Annotated in this window: 20 protein-coding genes and 1 pseudogene; 11 read left to right on the top strand and 10 right to left on the bottom strand. The window is 60.9% G+C overall.

What is annotated here, in order from left to right:
• Positions 1-21: 21 nt before the first annotated feature.
• The 9 genes and pseudogenes from V1292_RS18155 (at position 22) to V1292_RS18115 (ending at position 7872) form a co-directional block, all read left to right on the top strand.
• Entirely contained in the window at positions 22-492 is a 471-nt protein-coding gene (locus V1292_RS18155; protein ID WP_334374089.1) for a (2Fe-2S)-binding protein, read from the top strand.
• Positions 489-2627: a xanthine dehydrogenase family protein molybdopterin-binding subunit gene (locus V1292_RS18150; RefSeq protein ID WP_334374088.1), complete on the top strand. Its 2139-nt coding sequence runs from the start codon at positions 489-491 to the stop codon at positions 2625-2627. Before V1292_RS18155 ends, V1292_RS18150 begins: the two co-directional genes overlap by 4 nt.
• Entirely contained in the window at positions 2627-3328 is a 702-nt protein-coding gene (locus V1292_RS18145) for a molybdate ABC transporter substrate-binding protein (RefSeq protein ID WP_334374087.1), read from the top strand. The genes V1292_RS18150 and V1292_RS18145 overlap by 1 nt, the downstream gene beginning before the upstream one ends.
• A 116-nt stretch (positions 3329-3444) precedes the next feature.
• Complete coding sequence (locus tag V1292_RS18140; RefSeq protein WP_334374086.1) at positions 3445-4188, top strand: GntR family transcriptional regulator; 744 nt, start codon at positions 3445-3447, stop codon at positions 4186-4188.
• Between the two features lie 46 nt (positions 4189-4234).
• Positions 4235-4750 (top strand): annotated as a pseudogene (gene dctP / locus V1292_RS18135) (TRAP transporter substrate-binding protein DctP); the annotation flags it as partial.
• Between the two features lie 49 nt (positions 4751-4799).
• Positions 4800-5237, top strand: coding sequence for a TRAP transporter substrate-binding protein DctP (gene dctP, locus V1292_RS18130; protein ID WP_334374085.1), 438 nt, complete (start codon positions 4800-4802; stop codon positions 5235-5237).
• Positions 5238-5336: 99 nt separating this feature from the next.
• Positions 5337-5858 carry a TRAP transporter small permease gene (locus tag V1292_RS18125; protein WP_334374084.1) on the top strand — a complete coding sequence of 174 codons (522 nt, stop codon included), beginning with the start codon at positions 5337-5339 and terminating at the stop codon, positions 5856-5858.
• Between the two features lie 5 nt (positions 5859-5863).
• A complete protein-coding gene (locus tag V1292_RS18120) occupies positions 5864-7153 on the top strand; it encodes a TRAP transporter large permease (protein WP_334374083.1) in 1290 nt (429 codons plus the stop codon).
• Between the two features lie 32 nt (positions 7154-7185).
• Positions 7186-7872, top strand: coding sequence for a cyclase family protein (locus V1292_RS18115; protein WP_334374081.1), 687 nt, complete (start codon positions 7186-7188; stop codon positions 7870-7872).
• Between the two features lie 15 nt (positions 7873-7887).
• Here the strand turns inward: V1292_RS18115 and V1292_RS18110 are convergent, their stop codons facing one another.
• The 8 genes from V1292_RS18110 to V1292_RS18075 form a co-directional block, all read right to left on the bottom strand.
• A complete protein-coding gene (locus V1292_RS18110; protein WP_334415139.1) occupies positions 7888-8622 on the bottom strand; it encodes a Crp/Fnr family transcriptional regulator in 735 nt (244 codons plus the stop codon).
• Positions 8623-8688: 66 nt separating this feature from the next.
• Positions 8689-9066 (bottom strand): hypothetical protein, encoded by a 378-nt coding sequence (locus V1292_RS18105; RefSeq protein WP_334374079.1) that lies wholly within the window; start codon positions 9064-9066, stop codon positions 8689-8691.
• Positions 9067-9221: 155 nt separating this feature from the next.
• Complete coding sequence (locus V1292_RS18100) at positions 9222-10193, bottom strand: Bug family tripartite tricarboxylate transporter substrate binding protein (protein WP_334374078.1); 972 nt, start codon at positions 10191-10193, stop codon at positions 9222-9224.
• A gap of 110 nt (positions 10194-10303) precedes the next feature.
• The gene (locus V1292_RS18095) at positions 10304-11137 is read right to left on the bottom strand and encodes a phosphodiesterase (RefSeq protein ID WP_334374077.1); all 834 of its coding nucleotides are present in this window, start codon (positions 11135-11137) and stop codon (positions 10304-10306) included.
• Positions 11138-11145: 8 nt separating this feature from the next.
• Complete coding sequence (locus V1292_RS18090; RefSeq protein WP_334374076.1) at positions 11146-11529, bottom strand: TOBE domain-containing protein; 384 nt, start codon at positions 11527-11529, stop codon at positions 11146-11148.
• A gap of 16 nt (positions 11530-11545) precedes the next feature.
• Positions 11546-13939 (bottom strand): xanthine dehydrogenase family protein molybdopterin-binding subunit, encoded by a 2394-nt coding sequence (locus tag V1292_RS18085; RefSeq protein ID WP_334377087.1) that lies wholly within the window; start codon positions 13937-13939, stop codon positions 11546-11548.
• Positions 13936-14421 carry a (2Fe-2S)-binding protein gene (locus V1292_RS18080; RefSeq protein WP_334374075.1) on the bottom strand — a complete coding sequence of 162 codons (486 nt, stop codon included), beginning with the start codon at positions 14419-14421 and terminating at the stop codon, positions 13936-13938. The genes V1292_RS18085 and V1292_RS18080 overlap by 4 nt, the downstream gene beginning before the upstream one ends.
• Positions 14418-15299: an FAD binding domain-containing protein gene (locus V1292_RS18075; RefSeq protein ID WP_334374074.1), complete on the bottom strand. Its 882-nt coding sequence runs from the start codon at positions 15297-15299 to the stop codon at positions 14418-14420. The genes V1292_RS18080 and V1292_RS18075 overlap by 4 nt, the downstream gene beginning before the upstream one ends.
• A 170-nt stretch (positions 15300-15469) precedes the next feature.
• Between V1292_RS18075 and V1292_RS18070 the strand changes: the two genes are divergently transcribed.
• A complete protein-coding gene (locus V1292_RS18070) occupies positions 15470-16576 on the top strand; it encodes an LLM class flavin-dependent oxidoreductase (RefSeq protein ID WP_334374073.1) in 1107 nt (368 codons plus the stop codon).
• 18 nt (positions 16577-16594) lie between these two features.
• Positions 16595-17476, top strand: coding sequence for a polysaccharide deacetylase family protein (locus V1292_RS18065; protein WP_334374072.1), 882 nt, complete (start codon positions 16595-16597; stop codon positions 17474-17476).
• Positions 17477-17522: 46 nt separating this feature from the next.
• Here the strand turns inward: V1292_RS18065 and V1292_RS18060 are convergent, their stop codons facing one another.
• Entirely contained in the window at positions 17523-18074 is a 552-nt protein-coding gene (locus V1292_RS18060) for a flavin reductase family protein (RefSeq protein ID WP_334374071.1), read from the bottom strand.
• Positions 18075-18084: 10 nt separating this feature from the next.
• Positions 18085-19311 (bottom strand): acyl-CoA dehydrogenase family protein, encoded by a 1227-nt coding sequence (locus V1292_RS18055; RefSeq protein ID WP_334374070.1) that lies wholly within the window; start codon positions 19309-19311, stop codon positions 18085-18087.
• Positions 19312-19447: the final 136 nt, after the last annotated feature.

The following is a 19447-nucleotide window of genomic DNA, read 5'->3' as shown; positions in this document are numbered from 1 at the left end:
GAAGCTGCGAGAGAAGGTTCGATGCCGAGCGTTCGATTTCGCCTCAACGGCGCTGAGACAGAGGTTGACTCCGATCCGGACCGGTCATTGCTGGACATTCTGCGCGGCAAGCTCGGTATGACCGGACCGCATTTCGGCTGCGGCGCCGGCGAATGCGGCGCCTGCAACGTCATCGTCGGTGATCGCGCGATATCGGCCTGCGACACGCCGCTCTGGTCGGTGGCGGACAAGGATGTCACGACGATCGAAGGGCTGGGAACGAGCGAGCGGCCGCATCCGCTGCAGCGCGCCTTCATCGCTGAGCAGGCGCTGCAATGCGGCTATTGCGTTTCCGGCATTCTGATGAGCGCGGCGGCGCTGCTGAGGCGAAATCCGTCGCCGACAAGCAGGGAGGTGAAGGAAGCGCTCGACCGCAATCTCTGCCGCTGCGGTTCACATAATCGCATGGTGCGGGCGGTGCTCCGCGCGGCCGAAGAAATGGCGGCAGGATGAACCAGCCAGCGCCCGCTCCCTCCGCGCCCGCCTTGCCGGTAAGCCTTGCGGCTAACCCGAAATTATCGTCGTGGCTGACGTTCTCGAGCAGCGGACAGGTGACGGTCTCGCCGGGCAAGGTGGAGATCGGACAAGGCATCGTGACGGCGCTGGCGCAGATCGCCGCCGACGAACTCGATGTCGAGGTGTCACGTGTGCAGATGATCCGGGCGTCGACTGCCGTCAGCCCCAACGAGGGCGTCACATCGGGGAGCCTTTCCATCCAGCAATCGGGCCGTGCGCTGCGTCATGCCTGCGCCGAGGTTCGCCATATCTTCCTTCAGCAGGCGGCCGAACGGTTGGGCGTTGGCATCGACGCCCTCCATATCGAGGACGGCATCATTTCGGGCCCAGGCAACGTCAGGACCAGCTATTGGGAACTTGCCGATGAGGTCTCGCTCGATCGCAACGCCACACCCGGCGTAACGTCCAAGATCGCAACGAGCCGGACGCTGGCCGGGCATTCGGTCCAACGGATCGACATTCCGGACAAGGTTCTTGGCCGGCCGCGATTCATCCACGACCACGCGCTGGCGGGAATGCTGCACGGGCGCGTGCTGCGTCCGGAGCATGCGCGAGCGAAACTCAGGGACCTGAACGAGGTTGGCGCCCGTGCGGTGGCCGGTCTCGTTGCCATCGTGCGCGACGGCAGTTTTGCAGGCGTCGTCAGCGAGACCGAGCATGGCGCCGAGGCAGCCCTCAATGCGTTGCGCAAGGGCGCGATCTGGTCCGATGGCGAGATGCTGCCAGACGAAAACGATCTCGCAAGCTTCCTCAAGGCGCAACCGTCCGAATCCACCGTAATCGGCAAGAAAACTGCCGCATCACCCGGCACGGTGGCGCAGACCATCCGGCGGCAGTATACCCGCCCCTATGTTGCTCACGCGTCGATCGCCCCGTCCTGTGCGATCGCGCAGTGGGACGGCGATCGCGTTCATGTCTGGACGCACAGCCAGGGCGTCTATCTCTTGCGTGCCGATCTGGCGCTGGTTCTCAATCTCCCGGTCGAGAACATCACCGTTGAGCACCTGGAAGGCGCGGGCTGCTACGGCCACAACGCCGCCGACGACGTCGCGCTCGATGCCGTACTGCTCGCCAAATCGGCCGGCGGCCGGCCGGTCCGGGCCCAATGGTCGCGCCAGGGCGAAATGTCGGATGCGCCGTTTGGCGCAGCGATGGCGATCGAGATCGAGGCCGACCTTGATGCGCGGGGTGAAATTATCGACTGGCGACATTCCATCTGGAGCAACGGGCATGCGGCGCGACCGGGGCGCGCGGCTCAGCCCGCCTTGCTGGCAGCGTTCGAACTGGAGAGCCCGTTTCCACGCATGGTCTCGACCAATCCGCCGCAGGCCAACGGCGGGGGTGGCGATCGCAACTCGATCCCGCTCTATGATTTTCCATCCTGGCACATCGAAAGCCACCGCCTGACAACCATGCCGATACGCACCTCCGCGCTGCGGACGCTCGGTGGGCAGGGCAATGTGTTTGCAATTGAATCCATCCTCGATGAAATCGCAGCCGAGCGCGGCGAGGACCCGGTCGCGTTCCGGCTGCGCCATTTGCGGGATGAGCGGGCCAAGGACGTCATTCGCGCCGTGGCGGCGCGCGCGGGGTGGAAGCCCGAGAAGCAGCCCGGCATTGGGCACGGCATAGGCTTTGGCCGCTACAAGAACACCGGCGCCTATTGCGCTGCGATCGCCGAGATCGAGGGCGCCGAGGAGATCAGCGTCAGGAAGCTGACGCTGGCTGTCGACGTCGGCGAAGCTATCAATCCGGATGGCGTCATCAACCAGATTGAAGGTGGTGCCATTCAAGCCACGAGCTGGGTGTTGAAAGAGAGAGTGCGCTTTGACCGAGAACGCATCACCAGCACGAGCTGGACGGAGTATCCGATCCTGCGCTTCAGCGAAGTGCCCGATGTCGAGGTGGAGGTCATCCAGCGGCCTGATATTGATCCGGTCGGTGCCGGCGAGGCCGCCCACGGCCCGGTTACAGCGGCCATTGCCAACGCCGTGTTCGACGCACTCGGCGTGCGGGTGCGCGATTTGCCCATCACGCGTGACAGGATCATCGCAGCGATGGACTTAAGCTGATGAGCAGCCTGAACCTCCTGAGCGGCGGCGGCGCACAGGGCCTGGTCGGAAGCCTGGTGCCAACCTTCAAGGCTAACACCGGATTCGATATCGCGGGCGAGTTCGGCGCGGTCGGCGTGATGGCCGACAAATTGCGCAAGGGCACACCGGCCGACATCGTCATCCTGACCGCGGCACTCCTCGCCAAACTGGTGCAGGAGAAGCTGGTTGTTGCCGCTTCGATAGCCGATATCGGCCCGGTCGAAACCGCCCTCGCCGTTCGCGCCGGCGATCCCCCGACCGTAGCCAAGGATGCCGCCAGCTTGCGCGAGGTTTTGCTCGCCTCCGATGCGATCTTCGTGCCGGATACCAAAGCCTCGACGGCCGGAATTCACGTTGCAAATGTCCTTCGGCAGCTCGGCATCGCCGATGAGCTCGCCGCCCGACTCAGGATTTTTCCGAATGGCGCGACGGCGATGCGCGAGCTAGCGGCGTCCAAGGCACGGCGCCCGATCGGATGCACGCAATCGACCGAGATCATCAGCACCAAAGGCGCAACCTTATCCGGCTCACTGCCAGCAGGTTGCGAACTTGCGACGATGTACACGGCAGGCATCACCACTGCCGCCGCCCACCCGCAACAAGCCCAGCATCTGATCGACTTGTTGATCGGCGACGGACAACGTGAACTGCGGAAGCGCGCTGGCTTCATCAGCGGGTAGAACGAGACCCGCTCGGCTGTGGATGGGCCCGCATCCAGCCGCAAACCGGTGCGCGGCACGATTTTTAGTTTGTCAAAGCAAATTCATATACTAATATATCAATCGAGAAAGCAGCCATGCCCGCCCGCGCATCGAAAAAGACTGATCCAAAGGTTCGCCGAATTGCTGCCGGCACGCGCCGAAGCGGCAGACCGCGTGCGGCGACGGCGGCATCCAGGATCTATTCCGATCTTCGAGGCGAACTGGTGTCGCTGCAGCGCCGGCCCGGGGAAGCGGTCTCGGAGGCGCAGATCGCGCTCTCCTACGGGGTGAGCCGCACCCCCGTTCGCGAGGCGATCCTCAAATTATCGGATGAAGGGCTGCTGGAGATCTATCCCCAATCCGGCATCTTCGTTTCGCGCATTCCGGTCGCAGCACTCCCCGAGGCCATCATCATCCGCAAGGCGCTGGAGGAAACCACCGCCAGGCTCGCGGCGGAACGTGCGACGTCGAGCCAGAAACTGGCGCTACGGTCGATCCTGGAGCGACAGCGCGAGGCCAGCACGGCCGGAGACAGCGAGACGTTTCATCAGGCCGATGAAGCGTTTCATGCTACAGTCGCCGATGTCGCCGGCTATCCCGGAATCTGGAAATATATCCAGCAGGTGAAGGTTCACGTCGATCGCTATCGTCGGCTAACGCTGCCCCAGCGCGGGAGGATCGCAAAGGTCATCGTCGAACACGAGGCCATCCTGACCGCGATCGAGGCGCATGACGCGGAGGGCGCAAGGCGGGCAATGGAAATCCATCTCGAAAGCCTTCTCGAGAACATCTCGGCTACTCAACATATCAATCCGGAGTACTTCGACGAACGACCTTAGAGTTCGAAAAGTCCATAAACGATAAACAAACATCAGGAGGAACAACATGAAACGCCGCGACTTCATCAAGTTGAGCGCAGGACTCGGGGCTACCATGGCGACCGCGACGCCGCTTTCATCGGCATTTGCGCAAACGAAAATGGTGCTGAAAGCATCGGACGTTCATCCGCTCGGCTATCCGACAGTCGAAGCCGTCATCCGGATGGGCAAGAAGCTGGAAGCTGCCACCAATGGCCGGCTGACCATCCAGATGTTTCCCTCGATGCAGCTCGGCGGCGAAAAGGAAATGATCGAGCAGGCCCAGCTCGGCGCGCTGCAGTTCGCCCGTATTTCGGTCGGTGCCGTCGGCCCTGTCGTGGACGACGTCAACGTCTTCAACATGCCGTTCGTCTTCCGCAACTCCAAACACATGGAGAAGGTGATCGACGGCGAGATCGGCGACGAATTGCTGGCGAAGATTTCCGCGAACGAAAAGACCGGCCTGATCGCGCTGTGCTGGATGAATGCCGGCTCACGCAACGTCTATAACAACAAGCGGCCGATCCGGACCATGGCCGACCTCAAGGGCCTCAAGGTTCGCATGATGGGCAATCCGCTCGTTCGTCGACACCATGAATGCGCTGGGCGGCAACGGCGTCGCGTTGGGCTTCGATCAGGTTTTCAGCTCGATGCAGACAGGCGTGGTAGACGGCGCGGAGAACAATCCGCCATCGTTCATCGCGCAAAACCATTATCAGGTGGCCAAGTATTTCACGATGACCGAGCACTTGATTATTCCAGAGCTTCTGGTGTTCTCGCGCATCTCCTGGCAGAAGCTTTCGCCCGAAGATCAGGCGCTGATCAAGAAATTTGCGAAGGAAGCGCAGCAAGAGCAGCGCGTGCTCTGGTATGAAGCGGAGAATGCGGCCATCGAGAAAATGAAAGCGGCCGGCACCGAGATCATCACCGATATCGACAAGAAACCCTTCCAGGATGCGGTGAAGCCGGTCTGGGACAAGTACGGCGCGAAGTACGCCGCGATGGTCAAGCGTATCGAAGCGGTCCAATAGGTACGGCTCGCGGGCGGCGGGTGGCCGGGCGACCTCCGTTCCGACCACTCCTCCGAGCTACAGAGACGATTCGAAGCGCCGCTACTCTCCGAGGTCAAAATGTCCAATTCTGCGGCCGGAATTTTCCGGCGTGTGAACGATACGGTTTACTGGACCGGCGCCGTGGTCGCGTGCGTCGCACTCGTGCTGGTCTCGGCGGTGATTCCGTGGGCCGTCTACACCCGCTACGTTCTCAACAGCGCTTCATCATGGCCCGAGCCGATGGCCGTACTGCTCACCGTCGGCATCACCTTCATCGGCTCGGCGAACTGCTATCGCCAGCGCATCCACATGAATATGACTGTTGGTACCGACCTGCTGCCGCCACTGCTGCGCCGCGCCTCACTTTTCCTCAGCGAAATATTGATGGGCGTGATTGCAATCTTCATGGTCGTTTGGGGACTGCGGCTGGTCCGTACCACCTGGGATAATTCGGTGGATGAGTTTCCATGGCTCTCGGTCGGCATCACCTATCTTCCGATCGTAGTCAGCGGCGCCATGATGCTCCTGTTCGTCATCGAACGCCTGACAATTGGCCCGCCGCCACGCGATGGCGCTGACGCCCACGTACCGGTCGAGTAATTGCCATGGATATCGCCGTTCTGCTTCTCAGCATGTGCTTGTTCTTCGCGATCGGCATGCCGATCGCCTACGCGCTGGCACTGTCTTCGCTCGTCGGTGCGCTCTGGATCGATTTGCCGGTTGGCGCGGTCATGCAGCAATTTGCCAGCGGCGTCGGAAAGGTCTCGATGCTGACCATCCCCTTCTTCGTGCTGGCGGGCGCCATCATGGCCGAGGGGGGCATGGCCAGGCGGCTGGTCGACTTTGCAGCCGTGGTCGTCGGGTTCACCCGAATACGGGGCGGCCTCTCGCAGGTTAATATCCTTGCGACCACGATCATGAGCGGCATCTCCGGATCGTCGGTCGCCGACACCTCCGCGATCGGCTCGGTGATGATTCCCCAGATGGCCGACAAAGGCTATCCGCGAGTCTTCGCAACCAACGTCACCATCAGCGCCTCGCTACAAGCCATTATCGTCCCACCGAGCCACAATTCGGTGATTTATTCGCTGGCGACCGGCGGCGTGGTGTCGATCACCAGCCTGTTCCTGGCCGGCGTGCTCCCTGGCCTACTGCTCGGCTTCTCGCTGATGGTGCTCTGTCTGTTCTACGCATATCGCGACAAACACCCGAAGGGTGAGCCTGTACCGATCCGCCAAGCCCTCAAGATGCTCGGCGACGCCATGTGGGGAATCGTAACGTTGGCCATCGTGCTGGGCGGCATCCTTACCGGCGTCTTCACACCGATCGAAGCGGGCGCGGTCGCCTGCGTCTGGGCGTTCTTCGTCACCATGTTCATCTATCGCGACTACAAATGGTCGGAGTTGCCGCTATTGGTCTACAAGACGCTGCAAACCGTGGCCATGGTCCTGACCCTGGTCGCAACCGCGTCGTGCTTCGGCTACGTCGCCGCGCTGATGCAGATGCCGGCCAAGATGACCGAGTTCTTCGTCGCCATATCGAGCAACAAATACGTGCTGCTGATGTGGCTGAACATCATGCTGCTGGTTCTGGGGACGGCGCTCGATCTTGCCCCCCTGCTGCTGATCTGCACCCCGATTCTGCTGCCGGTGGTGAAAAGCTTCGGCATCGATCCCGTACATTTCGGAATCGTCATGCTGCTCAATCTCGGCATCGGCCTGCTGACGCCGCCGGTAGGGACGACGCTGTTCGTCGGGTGCGCCATAGGCAAGGTTTCGGTCGACGAGGTGATGCGCGGCATCTGGCCGTTCTACTACGTGATGTTTGCGGTGCTGATGATCGTGACCTATGTGCCCTGGCTGTCGCTGGCGCTGCCGAGGGCGTTCGGGTTCTAGAACAGACGCAGTTCGCGTCATGGAGACTCCGCGTGAAGATCGTCGACCTCAGCCGAGAGCTCTATCACCGCACGCCGAGCTATCCCGGCCATCCTCCCGTCATGCACGGCGTCTGGAAAACCCACGAAGAATCCTTCGCCGAATCAGGCAATGTGCACGGGTTGGCGTCGATGTTCATCTCCATGGTGGACCACGCCGGTACCCACATCGACGCGCCCCGACATTTCGGCAAGAGCGGCATATCAATCGATGAATATCCGCTGGAAAAATGTATCGTGCCGGGTATCTGCATCGACCTGCGCCACATCGCGCCGCGGGCCGAGATTACGCCTGCCGACCTGGAGGCGGCGGTGGCAAAGGCCGGCGTGCCGGTGCCGAGGGGCGGTACCGTCCTGCTCTGCACCGGTCACCACGAACGGACATTCCCCCACAAGGAATATTCGACCGACAATTCCGGCGTGAACGTCGCCGCCACCGAATGGCTGGCGCAGCAGGGCGTCGTGCATTTCGGTATCGATTCGATGCGGCCGGGACCCGAGGGCAAGGTGAATGCCCTCGTCCACAAGGCCTGTCTCGAGCTCGACATCACGCACATCGAGAGCCTGTGCAATCTCGAAGCGCTGTTGGGGTGCGGCCAGTTCACGTTCATCGGCCTGCCGATGAAGTGGCGCGGCGGGACAGCATCGCCGATCCGCGCGGTTGCGGTGTTCGACCTGTGAAGGAAAATGAGAGGCCTATTCGCCTTCGCTTCCGGATCCGGCTTCGGCCAGATCACGAAGCATCTCGGCATTCAACACAACGATGGCGCCATGCTCGAGGCGTACCCAGTCGCGGGCCGCCCAGGCGCGCAACTGCTTGTTGATGCTTTCCCGGGTCATGCCGACCATCTCGCTGATCTCCTGCTGGGTTATCGCGATGGTTCGACCCTGCGGCGCAGACGTGTGCTTTTCGGACAGGCGAAGCAGCGCGCTGGCCAGCCGTCCGGGCAGATTCTGCAGGATAATCTGCTCGACCTGATCGCTGGTCGATCGCAACCGCTCACAGAGCAATTCGATGAATTTCATTGCCAACGCCGGTTGAGCCTTCACAAAGGGGATGAATTCGCGTCGGTCGATGACGAAGAGTTCGCAATTGCTGTTTGCGATGGCATCGGTCGAGCGGGCTTGTCCGTCGAGCAGCGCGATCTCGCCGAAAATTTCCCCAGGTCCAATGATATTCAGGATCGCGTTGCGGCCGTCGGGCGAAGAAATGCTCATCTTCACCGTGCCTGAAATGACCGCATACAGGCTGTTGCCGGGATCCCCCTTGGAGAACAGCGTGGCCCCCCGCTTCAGCGTGGAGTGTTTGGCGTAACGGCAGAGCTGGTCAAAAGCCTCTGGCTCGAGGTCGGCAAAAATCGGGTGCTTACGCAAGACCGACAGTTTGCCGTTCGAAAATCCGTGAGCTTCACCCGTCCTTCGTTGAGGCACGTCAGTCAAACTCCAGAGAAAGCTGCAGGGGATGCAACCCTTCCGTAATCAACGCCGGTCAGCTTTTCAACCGGAAAGCATCAAAACACGTCGATTTGGCGGCCGGAATGCGAAAACGATGCCCAGCGTTAGCGCTCCAATAACCGTGGAACCTGCGACAAGATAGTACAGCCATTCGGGCCGAGGCGCGTGCTGCTGCAGCATCCATCCGCCGGCCAATACGATAGCAAACCTCAAAAGGCTGACAAGCAGCGGAGCCGTCGCCTGTCCCCATCCCTGGTAGGCGGAAAACGGCATCACAAATGCGGCCATGAACCCGTAAACCAGGCCCGGCGCGTAGAAATGGCCGGATGCCGCAACAACAACTTCTTCGACATATGTAAGAAGACCTGCGATCGATCTTCCCGAAAACGCAACGCCGAGTCCGATTGCACCGGCGACCACCAGCTACGCAGTCAGATTCGCGGTGCTTATGCGTGGGGAGCCGGTCCCTGTGCGATGGCGCCGACTACTATGTCGGCCGCAACGGCCGCCGTTACGCCTGCTATTGATTACAAAATAGGCTGCCGACCCTGGCGCCGTGGCGCATCGGTCGGCGACTATTCCTTGGCGATTCCCGTTTCCCTGATCACGCGCTCATACTTCGCGAGCTGATCGCGCGTCATGGCGCGCAGCTCTTCCGCTGAACTGCCGTACACGGCGAAACCCAGCTCTTCAAGCTTGCGGCGCACGTCAGGATCGCCAACCGCCTTCAGCACCTCGGCATTCAGGCGGGCAACAATATCCTTCGGGGTACGGGCGGGAGCAAGAATTGCGAACCATGAATTGAAGAAGAAGCCGGGCAGACCGGATTCCGAGACGGTCGGCACATCGGGAAATTGCGACAATCTCCTCTCGGTGGTTACCCCGATCAGCTTCAGTCGGCCGCCGCGCACGAGCGTTGCGACCGTGCCCAGGCCCTGGAAACCTACGGGAATTTGGCCGGCGGCGATGTCGGTTGCAGCCTGGGTGGCGCCCTTGTAGGGCACATGCGTCAGCGATACGCCGGCGGCCGACGCGAACATCGCCATCGCCAGATGCTGCGGACTGCCCGGCCCGCCCGAACCATAGTCGATCTTGCCGGGCGTCGCCTTCGCGGCCGCGATCAGATCTGCTGCGTTCTTGAAGCTGGCCTGATTGTTGGCTACCAGCCCCCACTCCACCGTCGCGACCAGCGACACCGGCTCGAAGTCCTTCAGGATGTCCCAGCGCATCTTGGACTGCAGGTTCGGCACCATTGTCATGATGCTGTCATTGAACCCGCCAATCGTGTAGCCATCCGGCTCGGCGCGGGCGACGGCCTCCGCCCCGATCAGGCCCGAAGCGCCCGGCTGGTTCAGGATCACGATTTGCTGGCGCATATTGTCGGCCATCTTTTGGGTGACGATCCGCGCCGCGACGTCGACCGCACTTGCCGCAGCCAGCGGCACGATCATCTTGATGGGCCGGTCCGGATAGCTCCCCTGCGCCATCGCATGATGGCTTAGGAGCAAGGCAAGCGTTGGAAGCACCAGATGAAGCGGCCGCATCATCTCCCCCCAATATGAGCGGCACAAACCTTAGGATTGCGGCCGCTATTTTGGGAAAGATTGCGCCCGATCTTCGGCTTATGCAATCGGTCCGGCCAAGGAATGCCGCACGGCTACAGCAGCTTCCCATCTGGCCCAAAAAACGGATGCGGGCCGTCGAACGTACCTATCGGGACTTGATGGGTAACGACCGTGCCGAATCCCTCACCCGGAAACCAGCTATGGAGATGGAAGGCCGGCGGCTCCACCTTGAACGAAGGTTCGCGTAGTTCGGCCAGATCGAGATCAACAGCATGGTTGGGGGCGGGACAGATCGTGGTCGGCACGCCCGCAAACATGGTCAGTGCCGCGCGATGGACATGCCCCGTTGCGATCAACTGCACGCGGGGATGACGGCGCACGATGGGCGCGAGTTCGCTTGCGTTGAGGAGATTCTGGCGATCCATGTGCCAAATGCCGGCCTTGAACGGCGGATGGTGCATAAACAGCAGCGCCGGCCGGTCGGGCGACGAAGCCAGCATCCCGTCAAGCCATTGCAACGTCGGGCCATCGAGTTCGCCATGCGGCTTTCGTTGTACGCTTGAATCCAGCAACAGCAGATCGAGCCCGGCAACCTCGATCTTCTGATTGAGCGGCCCTGATACGAAGGCATAGGACGCGGAAGGAAATGCGGTACGCATCAATTCGCGCGAGTCGTGATTGCCGGGAATGCCGGCGAACGGAAGCTTGAGCGGCGCCAACAGCCGATTGAGATATTGATACTCCTCGGCCGTCGGCGTGTCCGCCAGATCACCGGAGATCACTACAAAATCGGGCGCAGGCCTGAATTCGTTCAGGGCAGCAATGCAACGTTCGAGCGCCTTTGCAGTATCCACCTTGCCATAGGCAAGTGCTCCCGGCGGCTTGATGTGCAGATCAGAAATCTGGCCAACATGAACCGGCATCATCGACCTTCTCAGCTTTCGGGCGGCAACAGACGAACGGCATCCGGCGAAATCGATAATCCGATCCGTTCTCCGGACTTGGCCCGGACCGTATTCGGCGCATCGACGGTGAGCGACCTGTTGGACACGCCGCTGACCACCAGCCGTTGCCTGTCACCAATGAAGCTGACGCTGTCGATTACGCCTGAAAGCGGCGCGCTTTCGGCTGCCAGCACGCGTATGGTCTCGGGGCGAATCATCGCCACTGCGGCCGGCATATTTGCATCGCCGTCAATCGGCTGACGTCCGCCCGGCAATACCAAGTGACCATTCTCGATGGCCGCCTCGACGATATTCGCCGCGCCGATGAATTCGGCGACAAAGCGACTGTTCGGCGTGAAATAGATCCTGATCAAACCTATCGCGGTCGCATTAGATGCGTCCCAAGGCGGTCAGAATAACCTGAGGCGTCAGGGGGATCTCTGTGATGATTGTCCCAAACGGCTTGAGCGCGTCATTGACCGCATTGGTCACAGCGGCCGCCGCACCTGCCGTGCCGGCTTCCCCTGCGCCCTTCGCGCCCAGTTCCGATTCGAGGGTCGGTGTGACCACATGTCCGACGTCGATGTCCGGTATTTCACCGGACATCGGAACCAGATAGTCGGCCATATTTGCGTTGGTGAGTTGGCCACGTTCGTCATACACACATTTCTCGAATAGCGCGGCGCCAAGCCCCTGCACCACGCCGCCTCTGATCTGCTCATCAACCAGTTGCGGATTGATAATCGTGCCGCAATCCTCGACCACCCAGTGCTTCAGCAGCTTCACAAAGCCTGTATCGGGATCAAGCTCCAGCCATGAGGCCTGAACGCCATTGGTGAACGCGAAAGGATATTCGCGTGGGACAAAGTGCCTGGTCGCCATCAGTTCGGGCTGAATACCCGGCGGCAGCGTGTCGGGGCGGAAATAGACAATTCGCGCGAGCTCGCTCAGATCGATCCGCGGCGCGCCATCGACGACATTCACTACCGCGTTGTTGACAATATCGAGTTCGCTTGGCGTCGATTGCAGGACGGCAGCCGCTACGTCGAGGATGTTCTTGCGCAGTACCTTGGCGGCTTGAAGCGCGGCCTCTCCACCGATACCAGCGCCGCGCGAAGCCCAGGTGCCCCCACCATACGGTGTATTGTCGGTGTCGCCCAGGATTACGCGGACGCGATCCATTGAGACGCCAAGCACGCTTCCAACGATCTGTGCGGTAAGCGATTCCGATCCCTGCCCTTGCTCTGTGATACTTGTTTGGCAGATCACTGACCCCTGCGCATCAACCCGCACCGCGACACCATCCTGCGAGGATATCTTCGCACCACCTACGCCATAAAACGCCGCGCTCGGATTGGTAACTTCAATGAAGCTCGCGATGCCGATGCCACGATGGATGTTCTTCACTCGCAGGGCGGCCTGCTCAGCGCGCAACGCATCGTAGTCCATCATTTGGACGAGCTTGGCGAGCGCCGCATGGTGCGACAACTGCTCGAAACGCAGACTTGATGGCGAGGCGTAGGGGTAGGCGTCGTCGGCAATCAGATTGCGGCGACGGATTTCAACCGGATCCATGGCAATCTTCATCGCCGCCAGATCGACCAGGCCCTCCGTCACCGAGCAGGCGATCGGATGACCAACGGCACGGTACTGGCACATGACGTTCTTGTTCTGGAATACGACGCGGGCACGGGCCCGGTAGTTTCCGGTCACATAGGGCCCGCCGACGAGATTGACGACCTGATTGGCCTCGATCGCGCTGGTGCGCGGGTACATCGAATAAGGCCCGATGCCCGTAAGATCGTCGATCTCGAATGCCATGATGGTGCCATCGTGCTTGACGCCGATCTTTCCCTTGCAGCGATGGTCGCGGGCATGAATATCGGTGTTGAAGCTCTCGACCCGGTCGGCGACGAACTTCACCGGACGCCGCAGGAGTTTGGATAGTGCGTAGGTCGCCATCTCGTCGGCATAGATGTGGACCTTGATACCGAAGGAGCCGCCGACGTCCTTGCACACGACGCGGACCTGCGATTCCTTCAAGCCAAGATGGAGCGCCGCGATATTCTGCACCATATGCGGCGCCTGCGTGCCTTGATAGATGGTCAGCCTGGTTTCCGCAGCGTTCCAGTCTGCCACCACCGCGCGCGGCTCCAGCGTCACACCGGTGTGCCGTCCGAAAACGAACTCTGCTTCGGCCACCTCGTCGGACTCGGCAAAGGCCCGATCGACGGCGCCCGCGTCGTGAATGCGCTCGAACGCCAGATTGTCCCCGAGGGAGGCGTGGATCACAGGCGTTGCCGGATCGAGCGCGGTACGCATATCCGTTACGGCGTGCAGCTCTTCATATTTAACTAAGACATGCTCTGCGGCGTCCTCGGCCTGTGCGCGGCTGGCCGCCACCACGGCCGCGACCGCTTCACCCTGCCAGCACACTCGATCGACAGCGATAGCACTTTGCGGGGCGGATTTGAGTCCCTTCAGATGCGAAAGCACACCGACCCACGGCGTGATGACGGTAGATAGCTCCCTGCCTGAAACGACGGCGATGACTCCGGGCATCTGCTTGGCCGCTGAAGTCTCGATGCCAACGATTCTCGCGTGCGCGTGCGGCGAGCGTAGGAACACGACATGCGCCATACGTGGGAGCTCGATGTCGCTGACATAGAGCCCGCGTCCCTGCATCAGCCGATCGAGGTTCGGCCGCGGCACTGTCTTGCCGATATAGGAGTTCGGGCGGTCCAGCGCAGAAAGTGCTTGAGGATTTGCCCGCTCCGATGTCATGGCCGGCGTCCCGTACGCGTCCACGCCGTGCTCTCGATGGCGTCGACGATTGCCTGGTAGCCCGTACAGCGACAATAATTGCCGGAAAGATGTTCGCGTATCTGCTCTCGATCCGGACACGGCGATTGCTTCAGCAGGTCCTGCGCCGCCATCAGCATTCCCGGCGTGCAGAAACCGCACTGCAGCGCGTTACGCTCCCGGAATGCTGACTGCAAATCGGCAATCTCGCCGCTATCGGACAGTCCCTCGATCGTCTCGATCGCTGCATTGTGCGTCTGAACCGCGAGCATCAGGCAGGAGCGGACGATGTCGCCATTGACGCGGACCGTGCATGCCCCACACACGCCATGTTCGCATCCGACATGCGTGCCGGTCAGCTTGAGATGCTCGCGAAGAAAATCTGCCAGATTCAGGCGCGGCAGTACATTCGCTTCGACGAGCTCGCCATTGACGCTCAGCGCAATCGCAACCGTAGCCGTCACGCTGACGCTCCCGCACGAAGATCAGGCCGGGCAAGCAGTAACGACACACAGCGCCTCAACAGAACCTTCGCCAGATGCCGACGCATGGCGGGTGTCGCCTGTTGATCCTCCAGCGGATCGAGTTCATCGTCCAATGCGGAAGCTGCCTCAGACAACACCGCAGAGGTGACGGCGACATCGACTAGCTTGCTGGCAGACTTGGCCAGCAACGGGCGATCGCCGACGGCAAAGAAGCCAAGTCGAAGATCGGCGAAGCGCCCATCCTTGATGGAGGCCTGGGCTGCGAGGCCAACAATGGCGTAATCGCCATGCCGACGGGCGAACTCATGAAAGAAATGCGTCGAGTTCTTTGGAGTCAGCGGCAGCTCGACGGCAACCAGCAGCTCCTGCGGCGTAAGCGCAGTTTCGTAGATCCCGGCGAAGAACTCGTTTGCCGCAATCCGCCGCTCGCCGCCCGGTCCGCGGGCAATAATGGTAGCGCCAAGCGTGAGCATGCAAGCCGGCAGTTCCGAAGCCGGATCAGCGTGCGCAAGGCTTCCCCCAATCGTGCCGCGATTGCGGATCGCAGGATGGGCGACATGGGTGACCGCATCCTTCAGCAAGGGGGCATGGGCTGCTATTTCGGAGGATTTCAAGAGATCGGCGTGACGTGTCAGCGCACCTATGGTGAGGACCTCTCCCTTCACCGCTACCCCGCGCAACTCGGTCAGCTCGCCAATATCGACAATGAGTTCGGGTGCGACTAGGCGCAGATTCATCGCCGGCACCAGGCTCTGGCCGCCCGACAATAGCTTGGCCCTTTCGCCATACGCGGTCAGCAATTCCAGCGCATTGGCGACACTGGTTGCGCGGGCATAAGCGAAAGCCGAGGCTTTCATTTTTGGCGTGACCTCCCCGGCCAACTATCGACATTTTCGCGGGATTAGACGGCTGAGACCGCCAAAGGTCAAGTTTGTTAGATGATTATTTCGACTTTGAGCTTGTTTTCGAGCGACGAACGACGCACGTTCTGTGCAAATAAAAAGCCTGCCATTGGGGAAGAGCGACCATGAAGCTTGGGTTCTTTACGATGCCGATCCATCCTGTCGACAAGGATTGGCGGCTTTCGCTCAAGGAGGATCGAGAGGCTTTCCTGCTGGCCGATGAGCTCGGGTTCACCGAGGGCTATGTCGGCGAGCACACCACGGACAGAGCCGAGAACATCACATCTTGCATCGCATTCATTGCATGGCTCGCCACCGCAACTAGCAAGATCAAACTTGGCACCGGCACTGTCAACATGCCGAACGCTCATCCGGCGGCGATTGCAGCCTCGATAGCGATGCTCGATCATATGCTCGACGGGCGACTGATCTTCGGCATCAGCCCGGGCGGCCTGCTGTCGGACGCGGAAGTGTTTGGCAATCTCGAAGCGGACAGGAATGCCATGTTCCTGGAGGCGATCAATCAGGTGCTTCAGATCTGGGTCAGCGAGCCGCCCTATAATCTGCAGGGTCAATTCTGGAATATATCGGTGCAGAAGACGCTGATCGAAGACATCGGCCAAGGCTTCATTCCGCGCCCACTGCAGCGGCCGCATCCGCCGATCGTGGTCACTGCGGTGGCGCCGTTTTCAAAGGGTGTGACAGAAGCTGCCGCGCGCGGTTGGGAACCAATCTCGGCAAATTTCCTGATGCCGGCCTGGGTGAAGAGCCATTGGCCGAAATATGTAGAGGGATGCGAACGCGCCGGCCGTCCTGCGGATCCAGCGAATTGGCGCGTTGCCAAGAGCGTGTTCGTAGCCAAGGACGCAGCTACCGCAAAGGCTTATGCCACCGATCCAAACGGACCTTACGTCTACTATTATCGCTCGTTGCTCACCAAGCTGAAGCGGAGCGGTCGCATCGAGCTGTTCAAGTCCCGCCGCGATCAGCCGGACGACGAGGTGACGCTGGAGTCGATCTGCGACAAGCTGATCATTCATGGCACGCCGGACAGCGTGGCGGATCAACTGCTGGCTTTTCAGGAAGAGACCGGCCCCTTCGGCACGTTGCTGTATGCCGGCAAGGACTGGAAAGACCGCGAACTGGGGCGACAGTCGATGGTCCTAATGGCCGAACAGGTCATGCCGAGGATCAATGCCGGGGCATCCGGCGATTCTAAAGCCGCCGAATAATCCGCAGGGGAGTTTGCCGTGGCACTGAGCGACCGCGTTCCCTATCAAGCGCAAGTCGACAGGCCGAAGCTCACGCTTCCCGGCGGCAAGAGACTCGCGGTATGGGTCATCCTCAATGTCGAGGAGTGGCGGATCGAGAACGCGATGCCTCGCACCGTGCTGAGTCCGCCGATGGGCCAGCCGCTATTGCCCGACGTGCCGAACTGGTCCTGGCATGAATACGGGATGCGCGCCGGCTTCTGGCGACAGCTCAAGGCACTGACCGACCGCAATATACCGGCGACGTTGGCGCTCAATGCCAATGTCTGCAACTCCTACCCACGGGTCGCCTCCGCTGCGCTTGACGCCGGCTTTGAATTCATGGGTCACGGTTTCGTGCAAGGGCCGATGCACAAAGTCGAGAATCAGGCCGATGCCATCAAACGATCGGTCGAGACAATTTCGAAATTCGCAGGGAAGCCGCCGCGGTCATGGGAAAGCCCCGGCCTTACCGAGACCGAGGAAACCCTCGATCTGCTGCGCCTCAACGGCATCGAATACGTTGCGGATTGGGTGATCGACGATTTGCCACAGGACATCGCTACGCCTCACGGCACCATCACGACGATTCCCTATTCGGTCGAAACCAACGACATCGTCATCCACGCACTGCAGCATCTTTCTTCCGAGCAATTCCTGAAACGCTGCACCGATCAGTTCGATCGGCTATATCTCGAAGGCGCATCGAACGCGCGAATCATGGCGATCTCAGTTCACCCGTACATCACGGGCGTGCCGCATCGCATCAAATATCTGGAGGAGTTGCTCGACTATGTCCAGGGTCACGACGGCGTGGCCCTGATGACAGCCAGCGAGATTGGCGACTGGTATCGCGCAGAGATGGCAAATATCCAGATTTGATGTCTGCCGCAGCATCGTCGAAGGCCCAGCGAGATTCGGCGGTTGCTCACGAGGACTTACCATCTCCAGCAATAAACCGGCCGAAATTACCGCGCGCAAACAGCAGGGGTTCCTGCCGATTATAGGCATAGGCCTCGACGGCGCCGAGGAAGATGATGTGGTCGCCGCCGTAATACCGATTGGCCGCGCGGCATTGGAAATTGGCGACGCAATCGGTCAACACCGGCGCGTTGCCAAGCCCCGGCGTCCAGTTCACGCCGGCGAACTTGTCATCCGACGACTTTGCGAACTGCGACGCCAGCGCCTGCTGGGAAGCTCCGAGAACGTTGACCGCAAAATGGCTGGCATTCTGGAAGATCGTAAGCCCCTGCGAAAACATCCCGAGGCTCCATAACACCAGCGGCGGATTGAGCGATACCGAAGCGAAGGAGTTGCAAGTAACGCCATACGGCCTCCCGTCCGCGGCCAATGCCGTGACAATGGTGACGCCGGTGGCGAATGTGCCGAGCGCATTGCGAAAATCCCGTGGGTCAATCGCCGAGTTGTCGCTGGCAAGTTCATTGGCCGGATCGGCCGGATGTTTGGGTGCATCAGACATCCGCCGGGCCTCAGAGCGTCAGATTTTCGGACGGCAGGCCAAGCGCCACGCGTCCATAGTTGGTTCCTGCCGCATCAAAATTGAATGCGAGGTGCGAGTTCACGGCGTGAGCGTCGCGGAACTGCCGCTGCAGCGCGCCTGACGTGAACAGGCTGCGTGCGCCACTTGCCGCGAACAACAGCGAGACCGCTTCGGTGCAAAGGTTCACTGCGAAGGCGCCATCCCGCCGCAACCTCGTCTTGACCGCAAGGTCTGGAATATGGCCCCGCCTCGCCTCGGCCATCGCATCGATGCAGTTCGCACGCATCACGAGACGAGCCGCATCGATCTTGGCGGACGCCTCCGCGATCTTGATTTGGGTAGTCTGCAGATCGCTGAGTTTGGCCCGATTGTAGGTCGAGGCCCGATGCCGCGCGAACTCGACGTAATCATTGAGACAGGCTTGCGCATTGCCCAAACCTACGCCCGACAATACGTAAGGAAACAGCGAGAATACCGGTAGCGCATAGAGCGCATTTGGATTGACGGCGCTTCCGGGCGTCGGTCCGCCAGTCAGATCGCTGACTGCGATGGTCATGTTCTCCGCAACGAAGCAATCCTCGACCCATACATCGTTCGACCCGGTACCGCACAGGCCCGTCGCATTCCAGGTGTCGTTGATCCTGTATTCGCTCCGGTTGAGCAGGAATATCCGATATTCGATACCCTCAGCCTCATCGTCCGAGGACACCACGCCTGCAAGCATGTTCCAGTCGCAGGACTCGACACCCGAGGAGAAAGGCCAATGACCGCGCAGGACGTATCCCCCCTCCACCTTTCTCGCGCGCCCGGCTGGAAAGATGAAAGACGAGGCGATCAACGCATCGACATTCCTGCCCCAGACCGCATCCTGCGCGTGCTTGTCAAACATGCCCAGCATCCAGTGGTGGCTGGCAAGATTGGCGAAGTTCCATGCTACGGAAGCATCCGCCTGCGCCAACGCGTCGGAGCAATCGACCAGAGCAATATAGTCAAGCTCGGCACCTCCGACGCGCTTGGGCTGCACGATCCGGAACAAGCCGGCGTCATGCAAATCACGTTCGGTCTCCGGTGGCAGGCGGCGGAGTTCCTCCGTCTTTGAAGCGCGACCGCGCAATTCTGGAATCAGGGCCTTGGCACGCGCAACCATGGCGACATAGCTGTCCGAGCCCGGTCCCGCGGGCGAACCTGCATCCGGCTTGCGGCCGACCTCCGCCATATGCTTCCTCGCCTGCTCCGTTGCTTTGCGCCGCCCACGCTTTGCCAGTCTACCGGCTGATGGCCAATGATCAAGACGGGCGGATGGCTACTCCGCCGCAAGAGGTTGCTCAAAAAACGCAAAAAGGCCCGGCGGC

Origin of the sequence: Bradyrhizobium sp. AZCC 1719 (assembly GCF_036924525.1) — a bacterium.
Classification (GTDB): Bacteria; Pseudomonadota; Alphaproteobacteria; order Rhizobiales; family Xanthobacteraceae; genus Bradyrhizobium.
Note: the sequence above shows the minus strand (reverse complement) of the source record. Positions and strands in the feature narration are given on the sequence as shown.